At 71.1% G+C, this 7,501-nt stretch carries 7 protein-coding genes; 5 read left to right on the top strand and 2 right to left on the bottom strand.

The window, feature by feature from the left end; genetic code table 11:
* The first annotated feature begins 67 nt into the window (after positions 1-67).
* The 3 genes from AC3WRT_RS18760 (at position 68) to AC3WRT_RS18750 (ending at position 3,124) form a co-directional block, all read left to right on the top strand.
* Positions 68-1,168 (top strand): LLM class flavin-dependent oxidoreductase, encoded by a 1,101-nt coding sequence (locus AC3WRT_RS18760; RefSeq protein ID WP_492724618.1) that lies wholly within the window; start codon positions 68-70, stop codon positions 1,166-1,168.
* Positions 1,165-1,776, top strand: a complete 612-nt coding sequence (locus AC3WRT_RS18755; protein ID WP_492724616.1) for a CE1759 family FMN reductase — start codon at positions 1,165-1,167, stop codon at positions 1,774-1,776. Before AC3WRT_RS18760 ends, AC3WRT_RS18755 begins: the two co-directional genes overlap by 4 nt.
* Before the next feature lie 154 nt (positions 1,777-1,930).
* Positions 1,931-3,124 carry a WXG100 family type VII secretion target gene (locus AC3WRT_RS18750; RefSeq protein WP_492724614.1) on the top strand — a complete coding sequence of 398 codons (1,194 nt, stop codon included), beginning with the start codon at positions 1,931-1,933 and terminating at the stop codon, positions 3,122-3,124.
* Positions 3,125-3,135: 11 nt separating this feature from the next.
* On the opposite strand, the gene lhgO is transcribed toward AC3WRT_RS18750, so the two are convergent.
* Entirely contained in the window at positions 3,136-4,338 is a 1,203-nt protein-coding gene (gene lhgO / locus AC3WRT_RS18745; protein WP_492724613.1) for an L-2-hydroxyglutarate oxidase, read from the bottom strand.
* Positions 4,335-4,736 carry a GNAT family N-acetyltransferase gene (locus AC3WRT_RS18740; protein ID WP_492724611.1) on the bottom strand — a complete coding sequence of 134 codons (402 nt, stop codon included), beginning with the start codon at positions 4,734-4,736 and terminating at the stop codon, positions 4,335-4,337. Before AC3WRT_RS18740 ends, lhgO begins: the two co-directional genes overlap by 4 nt.
* A gap of 26 nt (positions 4,737-4,762) precedes the next feature.
* On the opposite strand from AC3WRT_RS18740, the gene AC3WRT_RS18735 reads away from it, so the two are divergent.
* A complete protein-coding gene (locus tag AC3WRT_RS18735; protein ID WP_492724609.1) occupies positions 4,763-5,383 on the top strand; it encodes an L-threonylcarbamoyladenylate synthase in 621 nt (206 codons plus the stop codon).
* Positions 5,384-5,443: 60 nt separating this feature from the next.
* The gene (locus AC3WRT_RS18730; protein ID WP_492724607.1) at positions 5,444-7,417 is read left to right on the top strand and encodes an alpha-amylase family protein; all 1,974 of its coding nucleotides are present in this window, start codon (positions 5,444-5,446) and stop codon (positions 7,415-7,417) included.
* The last annotated feature ends 84 nt before the right edge of the window (positions 7,418-7,501 follow it).

Here is a 7,501-nt window from a genome sequence, read left to right as displayed (position 1 = left end):
GAGGGAATGGGGGAGGGCACGGTGGTGTTCGATACGATTGAATCATCAACTAAAGGAGCTGGGACACATGCAGTTCGGGATCTTCACCGTCGGCGACGTCACGACCGACCCCACCACGGGTCGCACACCGACCGAGCACGAGCGGATCGAGGCGACCGTCGCCATCGCCAGGAAGGCCGAGGAGGTCGGTCTCGACGTCTTCGCGACCGGACAGCACCACAACCCGCCCTTCATCCCGTCGGCCCCGACGACCACGCTCGCCTTCATCGCCGCCCAGACCGAGCGGATCATCCTGTCGACCTCGACGACCCTCATCACGACCACCGACCCCGTGCGGATCGCCGAGGACTACGCCACCCTGCAGCACCTCAGCAGCGGGCGGATGGACCTCATGATGGGCCGCGGCAACACCGGCCCGGTCTACCCGTGGTTCGGCAAGGACATCCGCGACGGCATCCCGCTGGCCATCGAGAACTACGCCCTGCTGCACCGCCTGTGGCGTGAGGACGTCGTCGACTGGCAGGGCAAGTACCGCACCCCCCTCCAGGGCTTCACCTCGACGCCCCGCCCGCTCGACGGCATACCGCCGTTCGTCTGGCACGGCTCGATCCGCAGCCCCGAGATCGCGGAGCAGGCGGCGTACTACGGCGACGGCTTCTTCTCCAACCACATCTTCTGGCCCGCGAGCCACACCAAGCAGATGGTCCAGCTCTACCGCCGCCGCTTCGAGCACTACGGCCACGGCACCGCCGACCAAGCCATCGTGGGCCTCGGCGGTCAGGTGTTCATGCGCAAGAACAGCCAGGACGCCGTCCGTGAGTTCCGGCCCTACTTCGACAACGCCCCCGTCTACGGCCACGGCCCGTCGCTCGAGGAGTTCACGAGCCAGACGCCGCTCACCGTGGGCAGCCCGCAGGAGGTCATCGAGAAGACGCTCGGCTTCCGCGAGTACGCCGGTGACTACCAGCGCCAGCTGTGGCTGCTCGACCACGCCGGTCTGCCCCTCAGGACCGTCCTCGAGCAGCTCGACATCCTCGGCGAGGAGGTCGTGCCGGTCCTCCGCAAGGAGTTCGCCGCCCTGAAGCCGGCGCAGGTCCCGGACGCCCCGACGCACGCGAGCCGGCTCGCCGCGAGCGCCAGCCCGATCACCCAGGAGGTGACCAAGTGACCGCCTTCCACCTCGCCGTCATCACGGCCGGCGTGACCCAGCCCTCGTCGACGCGCCTGCTCGCCGACCGCCTCACCGAGGCCACCGTCAGGGCGCTCGCCCCCCGCGAGGTCGTCGTCGAGGTCGTCGACGTGCGCGACGTCGCCCACGACCTGACGAACAACGTCCTCACCGGCTTCGCCTCGCCCGAGCTCCAGGTGCGCCTCGACGCGATCACGGAGGCGGACGCCGTGGTCGTCGCCACGCCGGTGTATGCCGCGTCGTACAGCGGGCTGTTCAAGATGCTCGTCGACGTGCTTCCCAAGGAGGCGCTGCGCGACACGCCGGTGCTGCTCGGCGCGACCGGTGGCACCGCGCGCCACTCGCTCGTCATCGACCACGCGCTGCGGCCGCTCTTCGCCCACCTCGGCGCCCTCGTGGCACCCGTGGCGGTGTTCGCCGCGAGCGAGGACTGGGGCAGCACGGATGCCGGCCGGCTCGGTGAGCGCATAGAGCGCGCCGGCGCGGCCTTCGCCGGGCTCATCAGCGGTGCGCCCAGGGCGGCGCGGGTCGACCCGTTCGAGGACGTCACGCCGTTCGCCTCGATGCTCACCGACCTGCGGGCCTGAGCTCGACCTGATGCGCCCGGTCAACCCCTGCGGCTGACCGGGGGCGACGGCATACGGTCACCCTCAACCGCGGGGCAGGAGGTGGGGAGTGCTCCCCATGGACCGTCCGCTCGGACACCACCTACGGTGGGGCCACCGTCGACAGGAGGATCGCGTGCTCTACCGCAAGGGTGCTGACCCGGAAGCCCTCGACCGTACCGCCGGCGAGCTGAGCGCCTGCGCCGGCGAGGTCGAGGGAATCCGTGCCAACGGTACGAGGGCCCTGGCTGTCATCGGGCGCTCCTGGGGCGGAGCCGACGCGGAGGCGGCGCAGGAACGCTGGCGGTCAACGGCGACCGCGCTGACCTCACTCGGTTCCACGCTCGACGGGCTGGCGCGTCGCTTGGCCGAGAACGCCCGCGCCCAGCGCTCAGCGAGCACGAGCCAGGGCCCGCTGCTCGGCCCCGGCGGGCTCCTACCCTTCGGGTCGTTCGGCCCGCTGGACGGACTCCTCCCACCAGAGTCACCCCTGGCGCACGTCCAGCCGCCCTTCGCCGACAGCGTGCGGGGGACCACGCCGCACGAGATCGACCTCGAGCTCGCCGAGCTCGCCAAGGGCGTCTACGACGGCGAGGGGACGGAGAGCTACCACCCGCTGGATGCCTCCGACCTGGAGAAGCTGGGGATCGACCCGAGGACGCTGACCGGACCCGGCGGCTTCGCCGCGAACGTCTACCGCGACGCCCAGAACCACTACGTGCTGGCCTTCCAGGGCACCGACCCGAAGAGCGTCGACGACTGGGGCGCCAACCTCCAGCAGGGAGTCGGCCTGCTCAGCTCCCAGCACCTGCAGGCGATCGCCCTGGCCCAGCACCTCTCGGCCGCGGTGGGCAACGAGAACATGGTCCTGACCGGGCACTCGCTCGGTGGTGGTCTCGCCAGCACGGCTTCCGTGGCCACCGACGTGCCCGCGGTGACCTTCAACGCTGCGGGGGTCCACCCCAACACCGTCGAGTTCGCCACCGAAGCCGGTCACGGCCGGGGCGGCCTGGTCCCGGGCCAGATTCGGAACTACCACGTACGCGGAGAGGCCCTGACGACGCTGCAGGACCCGGTCGGCTCGTTCCTGGACCACGTGCCGCACGCGCGCCCCGACCGGGTGCCCGACGCCCTCGGCACGCAGCTCGCCCTCGACCCGGCCACGGGCCCCGACCTCCACGTCTCGCCGTGGGTGATGGTCAGCCCGGTGACCGCCGTCGCCGGCCTCGCCGACACCGTCAAGGACCTCGGTGGCTACGCCATCGGCCTGCACGGCGCGCCGTCGGTCATCGACGCCATGGAAGCCAGCGAGTACTTCGGCAAGAACTGACCGTCGCTCCCTCAGGGCAGGTCGAGCTGGTCGACCACCATGTCGGCGATGGCCAGTGACGCGGTGGCGGCGGGCGACGGGGCGTTGCGGATGCAGAGCACCGGGCCGACCCGGCTGAACCGGAAGTCCTCCACGAGTGAGCCGTCCGGGTCCATCGCCTGCGCCCGGACGCCGGAGTCCGCGCGGTGCACGTCGCGGTCGCGGATCGCCGGCACGTAGCGGCGTGCGCGCTCGACGAAGGCGTGGCGGCTGAGGGAGCCGACGACCTCGTGCAGGCCCGTGCGCACGTTGGCGCGGGCGAAGGCCCGGAAGCCGGCGGAGGATGCGAGGGCGCGGACCACCTCGAGGTCGACGTCGCGTCGACGGTAGCCCTCCCGAGCCGTCGCGAGGACGGCGTTCGGACCGAGGAGCACACCGCCGTCGACGCGCTTGGTCAGGTGCACCCCGAGGAACGGGTACCGCGGGTCCGGCACCGGGTAGATGAGGCCCTTGACGAGCCCGGCTGCGGAGGCGTCGAGCCGGAGGTACTCGCCCCGGAAGGGCACGATCGCCGGGCTGGGCCCGTCGCCTGCCAGCACCGCAAGGCGGTCGGCGTGCAGGCCACCGGCGATCACCACGCGGTCAGCGGACACCTGGCGGCCGTCGGCAGCGCGCACGTCCACGCTGGCGCCGCGCCGGCCCAAGGCGGTCACGTCGAATCCGGTGAGCACGGTGGCGCCCTGCTCCTGTGCGTCATCGAGCATGGCTGCAGCCACGGCCGCGAAGTCGGTGATGGCCGTCGTCGGTGAGTGCAGGGCGGCACGTCCCGCCGCGTGCGGCTCGACCTCTCGCAGCGCGTCGGCGCCGAGCCACCGCAGGCCGGGTACACCGTTCGCGAGTGCCCGAGCCTCGATGCCGCGCAGCCGTTGCTCCTCGGCCTCGTCGAGCGCGATGACGAGCTTGCCGACCTCCTCGTAGGGCAGCCCGCGCTCCTGGCAGTACCGACGCAACCGCCGCACGCCTTCGCGGGAGAGGGTCGCCTTGGCCGAGCCGGGTGCGTAGTAGAGGCCGGCGTGGACGACGCCGCTGTTGCGCGACGTCTGGTGTCGGCCAGGCCCCTCGTCCTTCTCGACGAGGGTCACGTCGGGCCGCGGCTGCGCATGGGTGAGCCGACGGGCGATGGCGGACCCGACGATCCCGCCCCCGACGACGACGACGTGCGGGCGGCCGCTCACTCCGCCGCCGCCGCAGCCCGCCGGGCAGCGGTGACGTCGGACTGCCTCGCAGCGACGACGTGGGCGGCGTACGGCTCGGGGTGACGCTGGACGTACTCCTTGATGTAGGGGCAGAGGGCGACGATGTCGCGGCCCGAGGCGACCGCCGCCTCGAGTGCGTACGTGGCCAGCTGGGCGGCCAGGCCCCGGCCCTCGAACTCCGGCCGGACCTCGGTGTGGAAGAAGACGATCCTCTCGGGGGCCTCCGACGGCGCGACCACGGCGTAGCTCGCGACCCCGATGACGCGACCCTCGGTGCTCAACTCGAACCGCCCCCGTGCAGGATTGTCTGCGATCTCGACGGGGCCGGAGCCAGCGGAGTCCGAGGCGGTCCTGCGCCCACCTGTCTGCTCAGTCATGCGCCTCAGCATGGCAGGCTGGGGCCATGGCGAAGTACTTCGACGTCCACCCCGTCGACCCGCAACCGAGAGCGATCGGGCAGGCGGTCGAGATCCTGCGCTCGGGCGGCCTGATCGCCTACCCGACCGACTCGTGCTTCGCCCTCGGCTGCTCCCTCGACAACCCCGAGGGGAAGGAGCGCATCCTGCGCATCCGCCACCTCGACGACAAGCACCACTTCACCCTCGTCTGCGCCGACTTCGCCCAGCTGGGCCAGTTCGTGCACCTCGACAACTCCGTCTTCCGTGCCATCAAGACGGTGACGCCAGGGCCCTACACCTTCATCCTCCCGGCGACGAAGGAGGTGCCACGCAGGCTGCTGCACGCCAAGAAGAAGACCGTGGGTGTGCGCATTCCCGAGCACCCCGTGGTGCGGGAGCTGCTCAAGGCCGTCGGGGAGCCCATCCTGTCGAGCACGCTGCTCATGCCGGGCGACGAGGACCCGATGACCGAGGGGTGGGAGATCAAGGACCGCCTCGACCACGTCATCGACGCGGTCGTCGACTCGGGGGAGTGCGGGCTGGAGCCCACCACGGTCGTCGACTACTCCGACGGCTCACCGGTGGTGACGCGGGTGGGGGCGGGAGACCCGTCGCCCTTCGAGTGACCCCAGCCGGGGGAGCGCGGGCCCTGTCGCCGGGCGCCCCCGGTGCTGTTCAATCGGGCCATGGACGACGCCGACCCCGTTCTACGACTGGCCACCGAGTCGCTGTCCTCGCTGCTGGAGGGCTTCACCGACCATGAGCGCGAGACGCTGGAGCTGCGCATCGAGCGGTGGGGGGACGACCTCGTGGCGGCGCTCGTGGCGCTCTACCCCGACCGCGACGTCTCTGCCCTGGCCATACGGCTCCTCGAGCGGGCCGTCGCCGGCCATGGCGAGCGCTCTGCCGAACTGCGCCGGCTCGACGAGCGCCGGCTGCTGCGACCCGACTGGCTCCAGCAGCCGTCGATGTTCGGGTACGCCTGCTACACGGACCGGTTCGCCGGCGACCTCGACAACCTGCGAGGTCGCGTCGGCTACCTGCGCGACCTGGGGGTCAGCTACCTGCACCTCATGCCGCTGCTCCAGCCGCGCGACGGTGACAACGACGGGGGCTATGCGGTGCAGGACTACAGGAGTGTCCGCGCGGACCTGGGGGACGTCGGCGACCTGCAGCGTCTCGCCACCGACCTTCGACGAGAAGGAATCTCGCTCGTCCTGGACCTCGTGCTCAACCACGTCGCCCGTGAGCACGAGTGGGCCCGGCGCGCCCGCGCCGGGGAGGACCACTACCGCGACTACTTCCACGTCTACCCCGACCGCGTCATGCCGGATGCCTACGAACGCACCCTGCCCGAGGTCTTCCCCGACTTCGCGCCCGGCAACTTCACCTGGGACTTCGACCTCGAGGGCTGGGTGTGGACCACCTTCAACGAGTGGCAGTGGGACGTCAACTGGGCCAACCCCGAAGTGCTGGTCGAGTACGCCGACCTGGTGCTGTATCTCGCCAACCTCGGCGTGGAGGTGCTCCGGCTGGACGCCATCGCCTTCACGTGGAAGCGGCTGGGCACGGACTGCCAGAACCAGCCCCAGGTTCATGCGGTCACCCAGGCCCTACGGTCCGTCGCTCGCATCGCCTGCCCGGCGCTCGCCTTCAAGGCCGAGGCGATCGTTGGTCCGCGTGACCTCGTGCAGTACCTCGGACAGGGTGAGCACGCCGGCCGCGTCAGCGATCTCGCCTACCACAACAGCCTCATGGTCCAGGTCTGGTCGATGCTCGCCACCGGCAGCACGGGGTTGGCCAAGCAGGCGCTGGCGGCCCTCCCGCCGACCCCGGCCACCGGTACGTGGATCTGCTACGTCCGCTGCCACGACGACATCGGCTGGGCGATCGACGACGGCGACGCGGCGGCAGCCGGCCTCGACGGCTTCGCGCACCGGCGGTTCCTGTCCGACTGGTACTCCGGCGACCACCCCGGGTCGTGGGCCCGCGGGCTCGTCTTCCAGCACAACGTCGCGACGGGGGACAAGCGCATCAGCGGCACGGCAGCCGCGCTGACCGGGCTGGCCGACGCCCACGCCCGCCGCGACGACGAGGGCGTGGACCAGGGGCTCGCCCGCCTCTTCCTCGCACATGCGGTGGTCGCGGGATGGGGCGGCATACCGGTGGTCTGGAGCGGCGATGAGCTGGGAATGCCGAACGACCCCGACTGGGCCCTCGAGCCCGGCCACGAGGAGGACAACCGCTGGGCGCATCGCGAGCGCCTCGACTGGGCGCTTGCGAGCCACCGGTCTGACTTCGACACCGTGGCCGGGAAGGCGTTCCAGGGCCTGCGGCACCTCGCTCGAGTGCGCGCCGGACTGCCCCAGCTGCACGCCTCCGGACTGACGCGCATCCTGCGGGAGACCTCGGACGGCGTACTGGCGGTTGCACGCTCGCATGCCAGTGGGCCGATGGTGTGCGTCTACAACGTCACCGCGTCGTGGCAGACGGTCGAGGCACGACACTTCACCGACGCCGGTATCGAGCGTCCGTTCGACGCCCTGGGCGGTTTCCCGGTCTACGGGGGTGCCAACGGTCTGGCCGCGCTGAGCCCGTATGCCGCGTGGTGGGTCGTCGACGCACCGCACGAGGTGCCGCACGAGGTGCCGCACGCGTGACCGTCGACGCAACACCTGAATCAGGTTGCAGCACAGTGTAATTCGCCCATAATCGACATTATGAAACATCGTGTTCCGGCGCCT

The sequence above is a fragment of the Terrabacter sp. FW104-15G4B genome, from assembly GCF_058790095.1.
Note: the sequence above shows the minus strand (reverse complement) of the source record. Positions and strands in the feature narration are given on the sequence as shown.